Origin of the sequence: Azospirillum sp. HJ39 (genome assembly GCF_041507355.1) — a bacterium.
In the GTDB taxonomy this organism is placed as follows: Bacteria; Pseudomonadota; Alphaproteobacteria; order Azospirillales; family Azospirillaceae; genus Azospirillum; species Azospirillum thiophilum.
This window is the reverse complement of the sequence record NZ_CP167911.1, coordinates 2549213-2566001: the sequence shown is the minus strand read 5'-3', so window position 1 is coordinate 2566001 and position 16789 is coordinate 2549213. Positions and strand designations below refer to the sequence as shown.

The 16789-nt window shown below is 69.0% G+C and carries 16 protein-coding genes and 1 pseudogene; 5 read left to right on the top strand and 12 right to left on the bottom strand.

What is annotated here, in order from left to right:
- Position 1 precedes the first annotated feature (1 nt).
- The 12 genes and pseudogenes from ABMY26_RS25560 to ABMY26_RS25505 form a co-directional block, all read right to left on the bottom strand.
- Positions 2–307, bottom strand: a complete 306-nt coding sequence (locus tag ABMY26_RS25560) for an STAS domain-containing protein (protein WP_372397383.1) — start codon at positions 305–307, stop codon at positions 2–4.
- Positions 308–361: 54 nt separating this feature from the next.
- A pseudogene (locus ABMY26_RS25555) lies at positions 362–1042 on the bottom strand (methyl-accepting chemotaxis protein); the annotation flags it as partial.
- Positions 1043–1523: 481 nt separating this feature from the next.
- The gene (locus ABMY26_RS25550; RefSeq protein ID WP_372397382.1) at positions 1524–2585 is read right to left on the bottom strand and encodes a chemotaxis response regulator protein-glutamate methylesterase; all 1062 of its coding nucleotides are present in this window, start codon (positions 2583–2585) and stop codon (positions 1524–1526) included.
- A gap of 3 nt (positions 2586–2588) precedes the next feature.
- A complete protein-coding gene (locus ABMY26_RS25545) occupies positions 2589–3248 on the bottom strand; it encodes a chemotaxis protein (protein WP_372397381.1) in 660 nt (219 codons plus the stop codon).
- Positions 3249–3251: 3 nt separating this feature from the next.
- The gene (locus ABMY26_RS25540; protein ID WP_372397380.1) at positions 3252–4163 is read right to left on the bottom strand and encodes a protein-glutamate O-methyltransferase CheR; all 912 of its coding nucleotides are present in this window, start codon (positions 4161–4163) and stop codon (positions 3252–3254) included.
- A 19-nt stretch (positions 4164–4182) separates the two neighbouring features.
- On the bottom strand, positions 4183–6813 hold the full coding sequence (locus tag ABMY26_RS25535; RefSeq protein WP_372397379.1) for a methyl-accepting chemotaxis protein: 2631 nt from the start codon (positions 6811–6813) through the stop codon (positions 4183–4185).
- Between the two features lie 214 nt (positions 6814–7027).
- Positions 7028–7573 carry a chemotaxis protein CheW gene (locus tag ABMY26_RS25530; RefSeq protein WP_372397378.1) on the bottom strand — a complete coding sequence of 182 codons (546 nt, stop codon included), beginning with the start codon at positions 7571–7573 and terminating at the stop codon, positions 7028–7030.
- A gap of 9 nt (positions 7574–7582) precedes the next feature.
- Positions 7583–9898, bottom strand: a complete 2316-nt coding sequence (locus tag ABMY26_RS25525) for a chemotaxis protein CheA (RefSeq protein ID WP_372397377.1) — start codon at positions 9896–9898, stop codon at positions 7583–7585.
- A gap of 45 nt (positions 9899–9943) precedes the next feature.
- On the bottom strand, positions 9944–10321 hold the full coding sequence (locus ABMY26_RS25520; protein WP_082108831.1) for a response regulator: 378 nt from the start codon (positions 10319–10321) through the stop codon (positions 9944–9946).
- Positions 10306–10620, bottom strand: coding sequence for a lipid asymmetry maintenance protein MlaB (locus tag ABMY26_RS25515; RefSeq protein ID WP_045582416.1), 315 nt, complete (start codon positions 10618–10620; stop codon positions 10306–10308). Before ABMY26_RS25515 ends, ABMY26_RS25520 begins: the two co-directional genes overlap by 16 nt.
- A 209-nt stretch (positions 10621–10829) precedes the next feature.
- Positions 10830–11324, bottom strand: coding sequence for an RNA pyrophosphohydrolase (locus tag ABMY26_RS25510; protein ID WP_372397376.1), 495 nt, complete (start codon positions 11322–11324; stop codon positions 10830–10832).
- A gap of 46 nt (positions 11325–11370) precedes the next feature.
- Positions 11371–12114, bottom strand: coding sequence for a sulfite exporter TauE/SafE family protein (locus tag ABMY26_RS25505; RefSeq protein WP_372397375.1), 744 nt, complete (start codon positions 12112–12114; stop codon positions 11371–11373).
- A 179-nt stretch (positions 12115–12293) separates the two neighbouring features.
- Between ABMY26_RS25505 and ABMY26_RS25500 the strand changes: the two genes are divergently transcribed.
- From ABMY26_RS25500 to gpmI, 5 genes are all read left to right on the top strand, one after another.
- Positions 12294–13568 (top strand): glutamate-5-semialdehyde dehydrogenase, encoded by a 1275-nt coding sequence (locus ABMY26_RS25500; protein ID WP_372397374.1) that lies wholly within the window; start codon positions 12294–12296, stop codon positions 13566–13568.
- On the top strand, positions 13549–14208 hold the full coding sequence (locus ABMY26_RS25495) for a nicotinate-nucleotide adenylyltransferase (protein WP_372397373.1): 660 nt from the start codon (positions 13549–13551) through the stop codon (positions 14206–14208). The genes ABMY26_RS25500 and ABMY26_RS25495 overlap by 20 nt, the downstream gene beginning before the upstream one ends.
- Positions 14205–14651 (top strand): ribosome silencing factor, encoded by a 447-nt coding sequence (gene rsfS / locus ABMY26_RS25490; protein WP_045580897.1) that lies wholly within the window; start codon positions 14205–14207, stop codon positions 14649–14651. The genes ABMY26_RS25495 and rsfS overlap by 4 nt, the downstream gene beginning before the upstream one ends.
- A gap of 25 nt (positions 14652–14676) precedes the next feature.
- Entirely contained in the window at positions 14677–15135 is a 459-nt protein-coding gene (rlmH, locus tag ABMY26_RS25485) for a 23S rRNA (pseudouridine(1915)-N(3))-methyltransferase RlmH (protein ID WP_372397372.1), read from the top strand.
- A gap of 90 nt (positions 15136–15225) precedes the next feature.
- The gene (gpmI, locus tag ABMY26_RS25480) at positions 15226–16788 is read left to right on the top strand and encodes a 2,3-bisphosphoglycerate-independent phosphoglycerate mutase (protein WP_372397371.1); all 1563 of its coding nucleotides are present in this window, start codon (positions 15226–15228) and stop codon (positions 16786–16788) included.
- Position 16789 lies beyond the last annotated feature (1 nt).

The following is a 16789-nucleotide window of genomic DNA, read 5'->3' as shown; positions in this document are numbered from 1 at the left end:
GTCAGTCCTCGATCTGGACGATCTTGGCGATCTGCGCCACGGTCAGCACCCGCTTCACCTGGCCGGTGGCGGCACGCAGCATGAACTGCTTACCGGTGTTGGCCATCTCCTCGCGCGCGATCAGCAGCATGCCGATGCCGGCCGAATCGACGAACTCCAGCGAGGACAGGTCGAGTACCTGGCGCTTCGCCGCATTCTGCGTCATTTCGCCGATCAGGACACGCAACTTTGCATGGTCGTTGAAGGTCAGGCGCCCGCGCAGACGGACGACCGCCTCCTGATCGCGCAATTCGATACCGTAATCCATGACATCCGTCTTTCCCGAAAGATGACTCATCCTACAAGCGACGGCTGCGGCACGCTAGAAAAGCTCGATATCGCCGCTGGAGCTGTTCCCCTTGCCGGCGTCGAGGTCGAGCACGCCGTTCTCGTCCAGCGCGGTCCCCTCCAACAGCAGCTTGCGCACGAAGCGCTCGCGCATTTCGCTCAGCGTGAAGCGGTCCAGCAGCTGGTTCATCCATTCCTGCGGCTCGCGCGCGCCAACGCCGGCCGGCACCTGGGCGCGGATGCGGGTTTCCAGTTCGCCCAACCCGGCGTTCATGATGGCGAGGCTGTCGTTGATCGCCTCGATCCGCTGCTTCGTCAGATCCTGGAACTGCATGCCGGTGATGACGTGGGCGATGGTGGACGACATGTCGGACGACACGTTCGCCGCGGTTTCCAGCACCGACTGGAAATGGGTGGTCTGCGCCACCAGGCTGTCCATCGTCTTGTCGACGCGCTCCTTGGCCAGCATCTGCGGCGACATGTCGGTGTTGGCGATCTGCCGCAGGATGTCGTGGCCGTTGCGCACGCCCTTCACCACCGCGGTGACCTTGCTGCGCATGCGCTCAGCCAACTCGCCGGTGGAGCGGGACAGGTGCCGCACCTCCTGCGCCACCACCGCGAAGGTGCGGCCGGCCTCTCCGGCCCGGCTGGCCTCGATGGTGGCGTTCAGCGCCAGGAAGTTGGTCTGGCGGTTGATGCCGTCGATGTCGCCGATCGACTTCTCCAGCTCGCCCACGTCCTTCTGCACGTCGTCCAGCAGATAGACCATGCTCATGGCGTGGCGCGACAGGTTGACGATGTTGGTCACCATGTCGGTGATCATGTCCTGCATGCCGACGACCAGAGTGTCGAGCGGGATCCGTTCGCCGTCGATGTCGACCGTCCCGGCCATGGCGACGATCTGGGCCACGCGCTCCGACTGTTCCAGCGCCTTCTCCGCCAGCTCGCGGAAGCGGTTCGACAGGTCGAGCGTGGAGGTTTCCACATGGTCCGAGGTCCGCGTCAGCTCGCTCTGCACGAGGTCGAGCGTGCGGCGCTGCACATCGGCGAAGCCGAGCCAGGTCGACAGCAGGTCGGTGGTGACCGAAACCTTGGCGTCGGGACCGTCACCGTTCGGGCGTTCGGTCGCCGGAAGCGCGGCATCGGGGATATACATGCTGGTACTCCTTGAAACCCGGCCCTGATACCCGGACATGTCAGGCGGTGCGGGGGTGTTCGCCGATGGCGTCGAAGGCACGCAGCATTTCGGCGGGAATGGCGGCAAGCGGCAACTCTATCCTCACTGCGCCGTTCTCCCTGGCGGCGCGTGGCATGCCGTAGACGACGCAGCTCGATTCCTGCTCGCCGATGGTGAATGCGCCGGCGTCGGACATCGCCTTCATGCCGATGGCGCCATCCCGGCCCATGCCGGACAGGATCACGCCGACCGCGTTGTTCCCCGCGGCCTTGGCGACCGACGCGAACAGCACGTCGACCGACGGGCGGTGGCCGCTGACCGCAGGCGTGTCCTGGATGTGGCAGACGAAGCCGGCGGTGTCGCGCGCGATGGCGAGATGGCGGTCGCCGGGGGCGATGAGGACCAGCCCCTGGGCCGGCCGGTCGCCATGGGCGGCGACCCGGACCGCAGGGGCCGACAGCCGGTCGAGCCGGGCGGCGAAGCTCGGCAGATAGCTCGGCCCCATATGCTGGGTGATGACGATGGGCGGGCAGTCCGCCGGCATGGCGGCCAGCACGTCGCGGATGCGCTCCACCCCGCCGGTCGAGGCGCCGATGGCGATCAGCCGCTTGCCCGACCCGGAGCGCCGCGGCGCCGGCAGGACGCCCTGGGCGACCGGCGGACGCCGCACGGTCAACCTCGCGGTGGCGGCGACGCGGATCTTCGACACCAGCTCCAGCGCGGTCGCCTCGAACCCCAGCCCGTCGGAGCCGCCGGGCTTGGCGACGCAATCCACCGCCCCCAGTTCCAGCGCGCGGATGGCGGCGTCGGAACCCCCGCGTGTCAGCGACGAGACCATGATCACCGGCGTCGGCCGCAGGGTCATGATCTTCTCCAGGAAGGACAGGCCGTCCATCTTGGGCATCTCGACGTCCAGCGTGATGACGTCGGGATTGGTGGCCTTGATGACGTCGCGCGCCTCGAAGGCGTCGCGGGCGACGCCCGCGACCTCCATCCCCGGTTCGCGGGTCAGGATGTCCTTCAGCATCTCGCGCATCAGGGCGCTGTCGTCGACCACGACGACGCGGATGGGCCTGGGCATGGGTCAGCTCCCTCCCGAATGCGGCGGCACGAAAAGGTCCACCTCGCCCTCCACCGGCTCCCGGTGCAGGCGGGTGATGAAGTGCCGTTCGATGGTGACGGTGTCGGCCGCCGCCTCCGGCCGCAGCAGGCGGCGGAACGCCCGTCCGTCCTGCGGGAAATAATGGATGCGCCGGGCCGACCCGCCGCCCAGATCCTGCCCGGCCAGGGTCAGCCCCTCCGTCCGGACATAGTCCAGCGCGAAACGGCTGTTCAGCCCGCCGATATCGTAGCTGGAGTCGATGACCCGGCCGCCGCCGAACAGCTTCACCTGCAGCCGGGCGCGCTCCGCTCCCCCGACCAGCAGCGCGTCGATCAGCCGCTCCATGGCAACCGAGCCGTAGCGCGCGGCGGCGCCGTCGCCCTCCAGTTCGCTGGCCGGCACATCCGGCAGCATGAAATGGTTCATGCCGCCAATGCGCCGCACGGGATCGTGGATGCAGGCCGCCACGCAGGAGCCGAGCGTCGTCGCGATCATCAGGCCGGCGATGTCGCTGACCGACTGCTGTCCCAGCCCGATCTTGACCGTCTCGGCACCGAATTCCGGGTTGTAGTACCGGCCGCTGCCCAGCGGCCGGGCCGGGACCGACGGGGGGCCGTCATGGTGGAGGGGGATGGCGTCCATCGCTCATTCCCTCCGGTAGATCGTCGGGCCGGCCTGGCGGAACAGGTTCGACACGCCATACAGGCTCTCCGAATGGCCGAGGAACAGATGGCCTCCAGGGCGGATCATCCGGGCGAAATCCTCGATCACCTTCGTCCGGCCGCGGCGGTCGAAATAGATCAGGACGTTGCGGCAGAAGATCGCGTCGAACGGCCCGGACATCGGCCAGTGTTCCAGCAGATTGAGCGGCTTGACGGTCACCAGCCGCTTCAGCTCATCGCCCATCGCCACCGCCGGTTCGCCGTCGAGCCGGGTGTCGACGGTGAAGCGCTGGCGGATGGCTGGCGGGATGCCGGTGGTGCCGGACAGCGGATAGATGCCGCGCCGGGCGGTTTCGACCATGTGGGTGTCGATGTCGGTGGCGAGGATGCGGGCATCCCAGCGGCGCAGGTCGGCTCCCATCGCCGAGACCAGAACCATCGCCATGGTGTAGGGCTCCGGTCCCGAGGAGCAGCCGGCCGACCACAGCCGCAGCCGCGGCCGCGACGCGCCGGCGTTCCGTTCCCGCAGCTGCGGCAGGACGACTGAGGCCAGGAAATCGAAATGGTGCGATTCGCGGTAGAAGCTGGTCAGGTTGGTGGTCAGCGCGTTGACCAGAAAGCCGATCTCGCATTCCCCCCCGTCGCTTTCCAGCAGGGCGCAATAGGCGTCGAAATCCGGCAGCTCCAGTTCGCGCAGGCGCCGAGCCAGCCGGGCATAGACCATCTCGACCTTGTGGGGGGCGAGCGCGATGCCGGCCAGCTGATAGAGCAGGCCGGCGATCAGGTCGAAATGGTGCCGTTCGAAGCGGAACTCGCGCGCAGTGTCGAACACCGCGGCCGGCGTGCGCCGGGGTGTCGCGGTTTCGGGGGAGAGGATGGTCGACCGGTCGGTCATCGTGCTGCCGCCGCCATGGTCAGGCGGGCTCCCGCTGCCAGCGGGCGGCGTGCGCCTGGGCGCCGCGGTCCAGGGTGAAGAAGGTCATCTGCTGGCGCAGCTGGTCGGCCTGATCCTCCAGCGAACGGGCGGCGGCTGTGCTTTCCTCCACCAGCGCCGCGTTCTTCTGGGTCATCTCGTCCATCTGCGCGATGGCAATGTTGACCTCGTCCAGCCCGGAGGCCTGTTCGGAGGTCGCCCGCGCGATCTCCGACACCAGGTTGGCGACGCGGCCGATGCCCGACACGATCTCCGTCAGCGCGCTGCCGGCGGACCGGACGAGGCCGACGCCCTCGCGCACCTGCCCGCCGCTGTCGAGGATCAGCGCCTTGATCTCCTTCGATGCCTGGGCGGAGCGCTGGGCGAGCTGCCGCACCTCCTGCGCCACCACGGCGAAGCCGCGGCCGGCGTCGCCGGCGCGTGCCGCCTCCACCGCGGCGTTCAGCGCCAGCAGGTTGGTCTGGAACGCGATCTCGTCGATGACGCCGATGATGTCGGAGATCTTCTGCGACGACTGTTCGATGCGGCGCATCGCCTCGACGGCATTGGCCGCCACCTCGCCGCCGCGGGCGGCGGCGGTCCGCGCCTCGGTGGCGAAGCCGTTGACCTGCTGGGCATTGTCGGCGTTGGAGCGCACGGTGGCGGCGAGCTGTTCCATGCTGGCCGCGGTCTCCTCCAGCGAGGAGGCCTGCTGCTCGGTCCGCTCCGACAGGTCCATGCTGCCCGCGGCCACCTCGCGGCTGGCGACGGCGATGGAGCCGGTGGCGTGGTCGATGCGCCGGACGATTTCCGACAGGCTCTCCACCGTGCGGTTGAAATCGTCCTTCAACCGTTGGAACACCCCTTCGTAGTCCTTGTCGATGCGGCGCGTCAGGTCGCCCTGCGACAGCGCCTCCAGCATCGTCGCCAGTTCCTCGGTGACGCCGGCGATATTCGCGGACAGCCGGTTGATGCCTTCGCTGACCAGCCGGAAGAAGCCGGTCTTGCCATCGAGCGCGATGCGGCGGCTGAAGTCGCCGCGCACAGCGTTCTCCACCATCGCGCCGATCTCGGCCTCGATCGCCAGCTCCTCGGTCATGTCGCGCCATTCGATGACGGTGCCGAGCTTCTCGCCTTGTCGGCTGACCACCGGGTTGGCGATGACCTGGAAGCTGCGGCCGCCGGCCCTGGCCCAGCCGCGGTGGGTCTGGGTCAGGTCGGACAGCAGGCGGCGCTGGTGGCCGGGGTCGCGGTGGAAGACGTCGAAGTTGCGGCCGACGAGGGTGCGCGAATCGAAGTCGGGCAGGGCGGTGCGCAGGTCGGCCTCGGCATGGCGGAACATCGTCATTATCGAGTCGTTGGCGTAGAGGATGCGGCCGTCGGTATCGGCCATCATGATGTTGGCCGACACCCGCTCCAGCGCGATGCGCGAGCGCACCGCCTCCACCGCCTCGTCCTTGAAGGCGGCGACGGCGCGGGCCATGTCGCCCAGCTCGTCCCGCTGCCCGGTGTGCGGAACCGCGACCGACAGCTTGCCGGCGGTCAGATCGGCCATCACCCGGCGGATGCCGGTGACCGGCCCGATGATCGAGGCGGCGATGCGGTTGGCGGCGACGACGCCGATCACCAGCGACAGCAGGCCAAGCCCCAGGGTCAGGCGGATGGCGAAGGCCGCCTCCTGTCCGGCCTCGGCCTCGGTCGCCCTGGCGCCTTCGGCGATGGAGCCGACGATGGCGTCGATGGCGTGGTTGATCGCGGTGGCGGCTGCGGCGAGGTCTTCGGTGCGCCGGCCCACTTCGTCATTGGCGGCGACCACCTCGCGGAAGGCGGTGCGGTAGTCCCGGGCACGGGCATCGATCTCGCGCAGCCCCGCCGCGATCTCCGCGGCCTTCTCCGCCGACTGGCCGCCGTCGCCGCGCAGGCTGGCCAGCAGCCGGACGATGCCGTCTGCCATCGCCTTGCCCGTTGCGTCGACCTGGGCGGCGGCGGCGGCATCGCGCAGCCCGATGGCCCGGTTGGCGGCGAAACGGGTCATCAGCCAGCGGTTCTCGATCTCCTGTATGCCGAAGGCGATGTCCCTGTTTCCGGCGACGTTTCCGGAAGAGTCGCCCGATGCGGTTGCCGCGGCCACGGCATCCTGCAGCCGTTTGGTCAGCTCGGCGCCCAGCGGGTCCATGCGGTCGTGCAGCGTGCGGTCGGCGCGCTCGCGCATCGCGCGCACCACATCGAACCGCTCATGGTAGGTGCCGTGCAGCGTGGCCAGCCCGGCGAAGGCCGCGGCCTGGGGCGAGCCCTTCAATCTGGCCTGCCGGTCGGCCATCGCCGCATCGAACCCGCCGCGCAATGCGCGCAGACGCTCCAGCGCCTCCGGCGTGCCGAGGTTGATGTATTCGCGGGTCTGCAGCCGTTCGGCGGCGAGCCGGTTTTCCAGATCCTTGGCGAAGACGGCGAGATCGCCGGATGAGATGACGCCGTCGATGCGGCGGTTCAGCCCGTCCAGTCCGAACACGCCGATGCCGGACTGGGCGGCGATCAGCAGCAGCAGCAGGCCGAAGCCCAGCCATAGCCGCTTGGCGATGCGCATGTCGCTGAGGAAGGCGCCGGTTCTGGCGATCGTCCCGTCGGTGGCCATTTTTGACGCTTCCCCTTGCAGTGGTTTCTTGTTCTGGCTGGCGCAGGGCCCCGGCCGGAACCGTCGGACCGGTTCGAGGCAGGGTCGGTTCAAGGCAGGTCTCCGGCCTCCGCCCACGAATGGGCGGATCGGCAGAGCCCGTGAAATCATCGGTTCGGCAGGTTCCTCCGGGCCTGACCATGGCATGGCCCGGTCCGGAGATGCCTGCTTCGGGTCAGGCCGTCTCCCGCACCGCAGTGAGCGGGGCGGCGTCCTGCTCGGCATGTTCGCCCACGAACAGCTTCCCGACATTGAGCAGGGTCACCATCCGGTTGTCCGCGGTGTAGAGACCGCTCAGATACTCGGCGTCGATCAGGCCGCTGTCGACGTCGGGCGGCGGCTTGATCTCGTCGTGGCCGATGGCGAGGATGTCGGAAATCGCGTCGACCAGGATGCCGCGCGTGCGTTCCCCCACCTGCATCACCACCACGACATGCCGCTTGGTCACTTCGGTCGGGCCACCGCCGAAGCGGGCGCGCAGGTCGAAGATCGGGATGATGATGCCGCGCAGGTTGATCACGCCGCGGACATAGTCGGGAAGGTTAGGCAACCGGCTCTCCGGCGTCCAGCCGCGGATTTCCCTGACTGCGAGAATGTTGACGCCGTATTCCTCGCTGCCGACGGTGAAGGTGACGTACTGCTCCTCCGTCCCGTTCGCGCCGCCGGCAGGCTGGAGATCGGTGCGGGAGCTGACAGGGGCGATCGCGGTGGAACTGCTCATCGCTGGACCTCAAACCGTTTGGCGTTGACGCTGGTCGGACCTGTCCGCCGGGGCGGCCAGGGGAATGGCGGTGGTTGGAATGCCGGAGGCGGGGGCAGCGCCGTGGCGGCTCATCTCGCGCAGGCCGGCGACGTCAAGGATCAGGGCGACCCGGCCGTCACCCAGGATGGTCGCGGCGGCGACCCCGTCCAGCCGGCGGAAATTGGCCTCCAGGCTCTTGATCACGACCTGCTGCTGGCCCAGCACCTCGTCCACCACCAGCCCGAGTCGGGAGCCGTCCTCCGTCTCCACCAGCACCACCAGTCCGCGGGTGGCGTCGTCGATGGCCTTGGGGATGCCGAACAGCCGGTGCAGGTGGACGAGCCGCACATATTCGCCGCGCGCCATCATCACGTCGCACTTGTTGACCAGCCCGTGCAGGTCCGACGGCTTGGGCCGCAGGCTTTCCACGATGTTGGTCAGCGGCAGGACGAAGCGCTCGTCGCCGACCGAGATCACCATGCCGTCCAGCACCGCCAGCGTGAGCGGCAGCGACAGGACGAAGCGCGAGCCCTCGCCCGGCGCCGAATAGACGCCGATGCGCCCGCCCAGGCTGGAGATGTTCCGCCGCACCACGTCCATGCCGACGCCGCGGCCGGACAGGTTCGACACCTGGTCGGCGGTGGAGAAGCCGGGCAGGAAGATCAGGTTGTCGATCTCCTCGTCCGACAGGCTGGATCCCGGCTGGACCAGCCCCTTTTCGATCGCCTTGGACAGCACCTTGGCCCGGTTGATGCCGCGCCCGTCGTCGGTCACCTCGATGACGATGCGGCCCGACCGGTGGGCGGCCGACAGATGCACGGTGCCGGCGCGCGGCTTGCCGGTCCGTTCGCGCTCCTCCGGGCCTTCCAGCCCATGGTCGATTGAGTTGCGGATCATGTGGGTCAGCGGGTCGACGAGGTTTTCCACCACCGTCTTGTCGACTTCGGTCGTCTCGCCCGAGGTGACCAGCATCACCTCCTTGCCGGTGGCGGCGGCACATTCGCGCACCAGCCGCGGCATGCGCGAGAAGACGCTGGACACCGGCTGGGCGCGGATGGACATCACGTTTTCGCGCAGTTCGCGGGTGTGCTGGGCGAGGCTTTCCAGCCCTTCCAGCAGCTCCTGGAACTGGCCGGGCGGCAGGTCGCGCACATGCTCCGCGATCATCGCCTGGGTGATGACCATCTCGCCGACCATGTTGACCAGCCGGTCGATCTTGTCGAGGTCGACGCGGATGGTGTGGCTGGTCGGCCCGGCATGGTCGCCGCCGTTGCCGCGCCTGGCGCCGTCGGCGGCCTTCCCAGGGCCGGCGGCGCCGGACGTGGTGGCGGCCGGCGTGGCCGCCGCCGGCGGCGGAACGGCCTTGTCCTGCAGATCGGCGCCGGGCGCCGGAGCCGTGCTCTGAAGCGCCGGGGGGCTGGCCCCGGGGGGGATTGCGGGGATGATGGCGGGAGGCGGCGCCTCGGCGCTGATGCGGATGTCGCAGTCGTCGGCGACGAACTCGAACACGTCGTCGATCCGGGCGCGATCCACCTCCGGGCCGGCCAGCAGGGTCACCGTCCAGGACAGATGCAGCAGTTCGGCGTCCAGGTCGCGCAGGCCCGGCAGCCGGTCCAGGTGGCAGACGATCTCCGCCTCGCCCAGCCGGCGCAGGGCGCGCAGCATGTAGGTCGGCTCGTTGCCGGACAGCAGCAGCTCCGCCTTGGGGCGGAAGACGACGGTCCAGCGGATCTTCCCGTCTGGAACGGCGTCCGCCGCCAGGGTCTCGGACGGTCCTTGGTCGCCGCGGGCGGCCTCGATGGCGGCCAGCGCGTCGCCGAAGATGCCGGCCTCGTCGTCCTCGTCATCGGGGTGGAGCGTGGCGGCGGGTTGCGGCTGTGGTGCCGGCTGCGGTGGCGGTTGATCCGGCGCGGCCCCGGCCATGTCGAGGAAGCGGCGGAGCGCTGCGACGGTGTCGTCGGTGGTCCCTTCCGGCGCCTCGGTTCCATCGGCGGCATGCGACAGCATGCGGGCAAGCACGTCGTTGGCGCGGATCAGGGTGTCGACCAGCCCGGTGGTGATGGGAATCTCGGCGTTGCGCACGCCGTCCATCACTGTCTCGAACTCGTGCGCGAAGGCGACGAGATCGGCGAAGCCGAAGGCGCCGCCGCCGCCCTTGATCGAGTGGACGGCGCGGAAGATCGCATTCACCTCGTCCATGTCGATCTCGCCGGGGGCGAGGCGCAGCAGCCCGGCCTCGGCGACGGCCAGCAGTTCGGCACTTTCGTCGAAGTAGGTCTGCTTGAAGCGGCTGAGATCGTCCACGGCGGTTCCTTAATCTTGCTGCCGAACGCGGCTGCCGGCCTGCGGTCAGCCGCAGACCTTCTGCACCACCGACACCAGCTTGTCGGGGTTGAAGGGCTTGACGATCCAGCCGGTTGCCCCGGCGGTGCGGCCCTCGGCCTTCTTCTTCTCGTCGGCTTCGGTGGTCAGCATCAGGATCGGCAGCGTCCGGTGGGCCGGGATGGCACGCAGCCGGCGGATCAGCGTCAGCCCATCCATATTGGGCATGTTCAGGTCGGTGATGACCAGATCGACCTTGGTGGTGGCGATGGCGTTCATCGCCTGCTGGCCGTCGGCGGCCTCGACCACCTCGTAGCCGGCCCCGCGCAGGGTGAAGGACACCATGTCGCGCATGGTGCGCGAGTCGTCCACCGTCATCACTTTCTTCTTCACGCTCGGCTCCATTGCTTCAACCAGGCGGCGAGACCCAGATCCTCGCACGCTTCGGACAGGACGTCGGACGGGCGCAGGATGGCGAAGGCGGCTCCCCGCTCCGCCGCGTCGCGCGCGGCAACCACCAGCGCCTGGATGCAGGCGGCGCTGATCCGCTCCACCGCATCCGCCTGGGCGGTGACGTCGGCGGATGCCTTGAACGCCGCCCGCAGGCTGTCGAGCAGCGGCTGTGCCATCGGCAGATCCAGGTCGCTGGGCAGTCCCAGGCGAATGCGTCCGTCATCCTCCTCGGTCCACTTGATCAGCGACACGTCACCCCTCCGTCGAAAGCCGGGCCGCTTCAGCGCATTCCGGTTGCAGCAGCGACGTTGCCAGAGCCGCCATAAGGATTCGTTAAGCGCGAGTCTGGGGCCGAAGGGCATGAGGGAAGAAGTTGGGGATAACCGCAATCAAAATTGGGACAAGCAAATTTGGGATAAGGAGGCGGAACGGCGGGCAGCCGGGCGGCGCGATGGGCGGATCAGCCTCGCAGCGCCGCGATCAGCGGGCGGAATTCAGCCAGGACCGATTCATAGACCGGGCGCTTGAAGGCGACGATCAGGCCGGGCAACTCGTCCGCATCGACCCATTTCCAGGCGTCGAACTCCGGATGCGCGGTGTCGAGCCGGATGTCGGCCGCAGTGCCGGTGAAGCGGGCCAGCATCCACATCTGCTCCTGCCCGCGCCAGCGGCCCTTCCACACCCGGCCCAGCAGCTCGTCGGGCAGGTCGTAGCGGTGGGGGGCGGCGGTCATGGCGACGAACTCCGCCTTGGCGGTGCCGATCTCTTCCTCCAGTTCGCGGAAGGCGGCGGTGCGGGCGTCCTCGCCCTCGTCGACGCCGCCCTGGGGCATCTGCCAGTCGGCTTCGGATCCGCAACGCTTCGCGACGAACACCTCGCCGCGGTCGTTCAGCAGCATGATGCCGACGCAGGGGCGGTAGGGCAGGGCGTCGCGGTCGATTGTCTTCTTGGACATGGCAGGAGGGCTCCGGTCGGGCGTCAGGGCACGGTTCAGCGGCGGTTCAGGTCTTGGTGACGAAGAAATAGACGGTCATTGCCGCGCCCACCAGGATGACGGCCTTGCGCAGCAGGGGCGGGGGGATGCGGCGGGCGACCGAGGCACCGGCATAGCCGCCGGCCATGGCGGCGACCAGCATGATCAGCGCCTCCGTCCAGTAGACGGCGCCGCCGGCGACGAAGGCGGCCACCGCCACCGCGTTCAGGCAACCCGACACCAGCGACTTCAGCCCATTCATCGCATGCAGGTCGGTCAGGCCGAAGACGCCCAGCGTCGCCAGGATCAGGATGCCGATGCCGCCGCCGAAATAGCCGCCATAGACCGCGATCAGGAACTGGACGGCCAGCACCGTGCCGTGGCCGATGGTGAAATTGCGGCGGACCCAGGCCGACGCCGTCGGGCCGATGGCGAACAGCAGCGTCGCGAACATCAGCAGCCAGGGGACGATCGCCTCGAAGGTGCGCTGCGGCGTCCACAGCAGCAGCAGCGCGCCCAGCAGCCCGCCGACCAGGCTGATGCCGAGGAAGGAGGGCAGGTGGATTTCGCGGATGCGCCCCAGTTCCCGCCGGTAGCCGTAGGCGCTGGCCAGCGCGCCCGGCGACACCGCGACGGTGCTGGTGGCGTTGGCGTTCAGCGGCGGCACTCCGGCCAGGACCAGCGCCGGGAAGGTCAGGAAGCTGCCGCCCCCGGCCACGGCGTTCAGCACCCCGGCGAAGAAGGCGGAGACGATCAGCAGCAGCGTCAGCATGTCACCCTACCCGAAATCCCGGCTCGGCCCCTGCCGGCCCGGCCCTTGGGGTGCGTTGCGTTTTGCACACGCCCGCCCCTCCCGCAACGCCGAAGTCCCACAACCGCGCGGCTTTCGCAACCCCGAACAATTCGTTAAGGTCGTCGTCCCTTCAACGGATAGAGTGTCTGGAGACCTCCATGTCCGCCCTGCTCGACACCACCGACGCCCTGCACGACCAGATGATCGCCCTCGGCCGCGCCGCCCGCGCCGCCGCGGCCGCGCTGGCGACCGTGCCAGGACCGTCGAAGGACCGGGCATTGAGGGCGGCGGCGGCGGCCATCCGCGCCCGGGCGGCCGGGATCAAGGCTGCCAACGCCGAGGACATGGCGAACGCCCGCGACCTGTCCGGCCCCATGCGCGAACGGCTGATGCTGGACGACGCGCGCATCGAGGCGATGGCCAAGGGTCTGGAGGACATCGCCGACTTCCCCGATCCCATCGGCGGCGTGCTGGCCGACTGGACCCGGCCCAACGGCCTGCGCATCCAGCGCGTCCGCGTGCCGCTGGGCGTGGTCGGCATCATCTATGAAAGCCGGCCCAACGTGACCGCCGATGCCGGCGGCATCTGCCTGAAATCGGGCAACGCCGCCATCCTGCGCGGCGGGTCGGAGAGCATCCGCTCGTCGCGCGCCATCGCCGACTGCCTGGTCCAGGGCCTGCGCGAGGCAGGGCTGCCGGAAGCGGCGATCCAGCTGGTGCCCACCACCGACCGTGCCGCCGTCGGCCATATGCTGACGATGCGCGATTATATCGACGTCATCATCCCGCGCGGCGGCAAGTCGCTGATCCAGCGTATCGCCGACGAGAGCCGGGTGCCGGTCATCAAGCATCTGGACGGCAACTGCCATGTCTATGTCGATGCCGCCGCCGACCTGGAGGAAGCGCGCAAGGTGGTGCTGAACGCCAAGATGCGCCGCACCTCGATCTGCGGCGCGGCCGAGACGCTGCTGGTCGACCGCGCCATCGCCGGCACGGCGCTGCCGCTGCTGGTCAAGGATCTGCTCGACGCCGGCTGCGCCGTGCGCGGCGACGCGGCGGCCCAGGCGGCCGATCCGCGGGTGACCCCGCTGGCGGCGGCGGACTGGGACACCGAATATCTCGACGCCATCATCGCCTGCGGCGTGGTGGACGGGGTGGATGCGGCAATCGACCACATCAACGCCCACAGCTCCCACCACACCGAATCGATCCTGACCGAGGATCCGGCGGTGGCGGAACGGTTCCTGGCGCGGGTGGACAGCGGCATCGTGCTGTGGAACGCCTCGACCCAGTTCGCCGACGGCGGCGAGTTCGGCATGGGCGCCGAGATCGGCATCTCCACCGACAAGTTCCACGCCCGCGGCCCGGTGGGTGCGGAGCAACTGACCAGCTACAAGTATGTCGTGCGCGGCGATGGCCAGACGCGGCCGTAAGGGCGAGGGAACCCGTTCCAGGTCGGAGAAGGCCCCCCATCTCTATTCCGGTCCGCTCTATGCCGGCCTCACCGTCGGCATCCTCGGCGGGTCGTTCAATCCGGCCCATGACGGGCACCGGCACATCAGCCTGTTCGCGCTGAAGTCGCTCGGCCTCGACCGGGTGTGGTGGATGGTCAGCCCGCAGAACCCGTTGAAGGCGGCCGCCGGCATGGCCGCGCTCGGCGACCGGCTGGCTGAGGCGCGCGCGGTCGCCGCCCATCCGCGCATCGAGGTGACGGCGATCGAGACGGCGCTCGGCACCCGCTTCACCGCCGACACGCTGGCCAAGCTGCAGCGCCGCTTCCCGAAAACCCGCTTCGTCTGGTTGATGGGGGCGGACAATCTGCGGCAAATTCCGCGCTGGAAGCTTTGGACACGAATCTTCGAGTCGGTGGCCGTTGCGGTTTTCGCCCGTCCGACCTATTCTCTTGGTGCGCTGAGCGGCAAGGCCGCCCAGCGTTACACCCGTCGGCGGGTGTCCGTGTCGGGGGTCAAAGGGCTGGCGCGCCGCAGGCGGCCGGCCTGGGCGTTCTTACGCAATCCCCTGCATCCGGCCTCGGCGACGGCGATCCGGCAGGCACGGGCCGCCGGATCGTGAAACCGTTGCAAGAGGTTGGAGCCATCACCACGCACACCGAAACGGCCGCGACCGCTCCGCGGCCAGCCGCCGTTCCCCAGATCCTGGAACCGCAGGAGCTGAAGGCGCTCATCGAGGCGTCGCTTGACGCCGACCAGGCGGATGACGTGACCGTCATCGATCTCGCCGGGAAAACCACCTTCGCCGATTACATGGTCGTGGCCTCTGGCCGCAACACGCGGCACATCGCCGCCATGGCCGTGAAGCTCGCCGACAAGCTGAAGCAGGCCGGCGTCCGCGGCGTCGAGATGGAGGGCCTGACCCAGAGCGACTGGGTCCTGGTCGATGCCGGCGACGTGATCGTCCACCTGTTCAAGCCGGAGGTCCGGACCTTCTACAACATCGAGAAGATGTGGGGTCTGGACCTGCCGACGCCGTCCGATACGGCGCGGCTGAGCGCCTGACCGGACGGGGGCGGAGGGCCGCATCATGCGTCTGTGGCTCGCCGCCGTCGGGCGGTCGCGGGGTGGACCGACCCGCGACCTGTTCGACGAGTATGTCGGCCGGCTCGTCTGGCCCTTCGCCCTGAAGGAGGTCGAGGTGAAGAAACGCCTCTCCTCCGACGAATTGAAACGGCAGGAGGCCGAGCTTCTGCTCGCCGCCGTGCCGGCCGGCGCCATCGTCGTGGCGCTGGACGAACGCGGCAAGGCGCTGCCCAGCGAGGCCTTCGCCGCCAAGGTCGGCGATTGGCGCGACCGCGGCGCCGGCGATCTCGCCTTCCTGATCGGCGGTGCCGATGGCCATGGCGACGCGGTGCGCGCGCGGGCCGACTTCCTGCTTGCCTTCGGGCCGATGACCTGGCCCCACATGCTGGTGCGCGGCATGCTTGCGGAGCAACTCTATCGCGCCCAACAAATTCTTGCCGGCCACCCCTATCACAGATCCTGATCCTGAGCGTCGCATCCGGCGCCAATCGACGCGCCGGAGCCGAAAAATACGAAACTCCGAGACCACAACCTTTCGAGAAAGGTAAGCGCGATGACCGAGACCACCCGACCCCGCCCTGTCGTCCTCTGCATCCTGGACGGCTGGGGCTATCGCGAGGAGCGGTCCGACAACGCGATTGCGCTGGGCGAGACCCCGAACTGGGACCGTCTGTGGTCGGCCGAGCCGACGGCCTTCCTCGACGCCAGCGAGGAGGAGGTCGGGCTGCCCAAGGGGCAGATGGGCAATTCCGAGGTCGGGCACATGAATCTCGGCGCCGGCCGGGTGGTCATGCAGGATCTGGTGATGATCGACCACGCGATCGTCGAGGGCGGGCTGGAGCGCAACCCGGCGCTGAACGACCTCGTCAAGACGATGCACAAGACCGGCGGGCGTGTCCACCTGATGGGCCTGCTGTCGCCGGGCGGCGTCCATTCGCACCAGGACCACATCGCCGCGCTGGCCGGCGTGCTGGCGCGCGAGGGCGTGCCGGTGGCGGTCCACGCCTTCACCGACGGCCGCGACGTTCCGCCGCAGAGCGCCAAGGATCAGGTCGCCGAGTTCATGGCCGACGTCCATGAGATGCCGGGCGTCGAGGTCGCGACCGTGATCGGCCGCTATTACGCCATGGACCGCGACAAGCGCTGGGACCGCGTCGCCAAGGCCTATGCCGCGATGACCAAGGGCGAGGGCGAGCGCGCCGCCGACCCGATGCAGGCGATCGAGCAGAGCTATGCCACCGGCAAACATGACGAGTTCATCCTGCCGACGGTGATCGGCGACTATGCCGGCATCGAGGACGGCGACGCCATCCTGATGGCGAACTATCGCGCCGACCGCGCCCGCGAGATCCTGGCCGCCTATGTCGACACGGAGTTCGACGGCTTCCCGGTGGACGGCGCGCCCAAGCTGGCCGCCGCGGTCGGCATGGTCGAATATTCGTCGGCGCTGGCCAAGCTGATGACCACCATCTTTCCGCCGAAATCCCTGACCAAGGTGTTGGGCGAAGTGGTCAGCGAGGCCGGAATGACGCAGCTGCGCATCGCCGAAACGGAGAAGTACCCGCACGTCACCTTCTTCTTCAACGGCGGCGAGGAGCGGGTGTATGAGGGCGAGGATCGCATCCTGGTGCCGTCGCCGAAGGTCGCGACCTACGATCTGCAGCCGGAGATGTCGGCGGCCGAGGTGACCGGCAAGCTGGTCGGTGCCATCGACTCCGGCAAGTACGACCTGATCGTCGTCAACTTCGCCAATCCGGACATGGTCGGCCACAGCGGCATGCTCGACGCCGCGATCAAGGCGGTGCAGGCGGTCGACGGCAGCCTGGGGCAGGTGGAGGCCGCGGTGCGCCGTGCCGGCGGCACCATGCTGGTCACCGCCGACCACGGCAACTGCGAGCTGATGAAGGATCCGGAAACCGGCGGCCCGCACACCGCCCACACGCTGGACAAGGTGCCGCTGGTCCTGGTCAACGGCCCGGCCGGCGCCCGCATCGCGAGCGGCCGTCTGGCCGACATCGCGCCGACCCTGCTCGACCTGCTGGGCCTGCCGCAGCCAGCCGAGATGACCGGCCGCAACCTGCTGGTCCGCACCGCCGCCCGCGCGGCGGCGGAGTAAC